3 protein-coding genes and 1 pseudogene are annotated in these 2,700 nt (G+C 39.4%); all 4 read left to right on the top strand.

What is annotated here, in order from left to right; all coding sequences use genetic code 11:
* Window positions 1–674 (top strand): DUF2931 family protein (locus C9J38_RS21400; RefSeq protein WP_107208806.1); only part of this gene is annotated, 674 nt, incomplete at its 5' end.
* 81 nt (window positions 675–755) lie between these two features.
* On the top strand, window positions 756–1,493 hold the full coding sequence (locus C9J38_RS21395; RefSeq protein ID WP_107208805.1) for a DUF2931 family protein: 738 nt from the start codon (window positions 756–758) through the stop codon (window positions 1,491–1,493).
* 81 nt (window positions 1,494–1,574) lie between these two features.
* Window positions 1,575–2,315, top strand: a complete 741-nt coding sequence (locus tag C9J38_RS21390) for a DUF2931 family protein (protein WP_107208804.1) — start codon at window positions 1,575–1,577, stop codon at window positions 2,313–2,315.
* Window positions 2,316–2,396: 81 nt separating this feature from the next.
* A pseudogene (locus tag C9J38_RS21385) lies at window positions 2,397–2,700 on the top strand (DUF2931 family protein); the annotation flags it as partial.

The raw sequence follows: 2,700 nt of genomic DNA, 5'->3' as shown, positions 1-2,700 counted from the left end.
GAGAACGCGTACCTGATGAAGTTCCGAATTGGACTGTGGCTTATGCTATGCCATCATTTTATCCAGTCAGAGTCACTAAAGCATATGGTATTAACACGCAAGAAGATTGGACCTCTATTTTACACACCCACAGCCAATTTATGACGGTTAGTGACTTCAACCGTATTAAGGGCTTTTTACCTGATTATAATGGTTATGGGTTACCTCTCGCTACTACTACGATGGGCTGGTATAGACAAATTCAACCTACCAATCATTTACCCGACAAAGTCGTGCTCTATTGGACATCCCTTTTTGACGCCAAGTTCTACATTACTGAATTAGATGTCACACCTAAAGTGAAAGCGCTGATGTATAAACAACAAAACCATGTTGAGGCTGATGGAATAAGGCAAACCTGCTACCAATCGATATTTGATTTTGGTTTCCTACCAAATGGTCAAGTGAAAGTGTGGCTTAAGGGTTGTGGTAAGTATACGTACGTTACTGAATTGTCACCAACGAGCACACCCGAAACGGACTATAACGGAAGTACTTACTCTGATCACAACCAGACAAGAAACGCTGTACTTAAAAGTGCTAAAAAGGCTAACGCAACCTTAACGCCTATCCCTTGGGACAAGGTAAATAAGATATATACATCAAAAAAATATATTGTAGATCAGCTTCATTAATATTGACTTATCGCCTCACAGAAACCTGTGAGGCGCTCAATGAAAGAGCTAGATTCAGCATTCATTACACAAGGACAGTAAATGAAAAAGATCATATCAACAGGAGTATTCTGCCTATTACTGGTTGGTTGTAGCATGATGAATAGAGAACGCGTACCTGATGAAGTTCCTGATTGGACAGTTGGTTACGCTATGCCATCATTTTACCCTGTCAGAGTCACTAAAGCATATGGTATTAACACGCAAGAAGATTGGACTTCTATTTTACATACTCATAGTCAATTTATGACAATCAGCGATTTAGAACGAATTAAACAGTCTCAACCGGACTATGATGGATATGGATTATCGTTAACTTTTGGGATCGCTCAATACTCCCAGATAAGATATACAAATCATTTACCCGATAAAGTCGTGCTTTACTGGACATCCCTTTTTAACGCGAAGTTCTATATTACTGAATTAGATGTTACCCAAAAAATGAAAGCACTGATGTATAAACAACAAAACCATGTTGAGGCTGATGGAATAAACCGAACCTGCTACCAATCGATATTTGATTTTGGTTTCCTACCAAATGGTCAAGTGAAAGTGTGGCTTAAGGGTTGTGGTAAGTATACGTACGTTACTGAATTGTCACCAACGAGCACACCCGAAACGGACTATAACGGAAATTCATCAACTGCCTACAAGCATGATTATGAAGACGAGTTAAATATTAGAGCTGAAAATGCTAACGCAACCTTAACGCCTATCCCTTGGGACAAGGTAAATAAGATATATACATCAAAAAACTATATTGTAGATCAGCTTCATTAATATTGACTTATCACCTCACTATTTTCTGTAAGGCGCTCAATGAAAGAGCTAGATTCAGCATTCATTACACAAGGACAGTAAATGAAAAAGATCATATCAACAGGAGTATTCTGCCTATTACTGGCTGGTTGTAGCATGATAAATAGAGAACGCGTACCTGATGAAGTTCCTGATTGGACTGTGGCTTATGCTATGCCATCATTTTACCCTGTCAGAGTCACTAAAGCATATGGTATTAACACGCAAGAAGATTGGACCTCTATTTTACACACCCACAGCCAATTTATGACTACCAGTGCATTAAAACGTATAAAAGAGTTTTTACCCAACTATGATGGTTATGGGTTACCTCTCGCTTTTGCTACTATGGGAGGAGATTCACAAATCCAACCTACCAATCATTTACCCGATAAAGTCGTGCTTTACTGGACATCCCTTTTTGACGCGAAGTTCTATATTACTGAATTAAATATCACCCCAAAAATGAAGGCGCTGGCTTATAAAAAGCAAAGTTACACTAGACCAGAAGATGGAAGGCGTAAAACTTGTTACCAAACGACATTTGATTTTGGTTTCCTACCAAATGGACAAGTGAAAGTGTGGCTAGAAGGGTGTGGCAAGTATACGTACGTTACTGAGCTATCGCCAACTAGCACACCCGAAACGGACTATAACGGAAGTACTTACTCTGATCACAACCAGACAAGAAACGCTGTACTTAAAAGAGCTAAAAAGGCTAACGCAACCTTAACGCCTATCCCTTGGGACAAGGTAAATAAGGTTTATACATCAGAGAATTATATTGTAGATCAGCTTCATTAATATTGGCCTATCGCCTCACAGGTTTCTGTGAGGCGCTCAATGAAAGAGCTAGATTCAGCATTCATTACACAAGGACAGTAAATGAAAAAGATCATATCAACAGGGGTGCTCTGCCTATTACTGGCTGGTTGTAGCATGATGAATAGAGAACGCGTACCTGATGAAGTTCCGAATTGGACTGTGGCTTATGCTATGCCATCATTTTATCCAGTCAGAGTCACTAAAGCATATGGTATTAACACGCAAGAAGATTGGACCTCTATTTTACACACCCACAGCCAATTTATGACGGTTAGTGACTTCAACCGTATTAAGGGCTTTTTACCTGATTATAATGGCTATGGATTACCACTCTACTTTACTACGATGGGCGGGTATAGACAAA

It is taken from the genome of Photobacterium sp. GB-210, from assembly GCF_003026075.1.
In the GTDB taxonomy this organism is placed as follows: Bacteria; Pseudomonadota; Gammaproteobacteria; order Enterobacterales; family Vibrionaceae; genus Photobacterium.
This window is presented reverse-complemented; position numbering and strand designations above follow the sequence as displayed.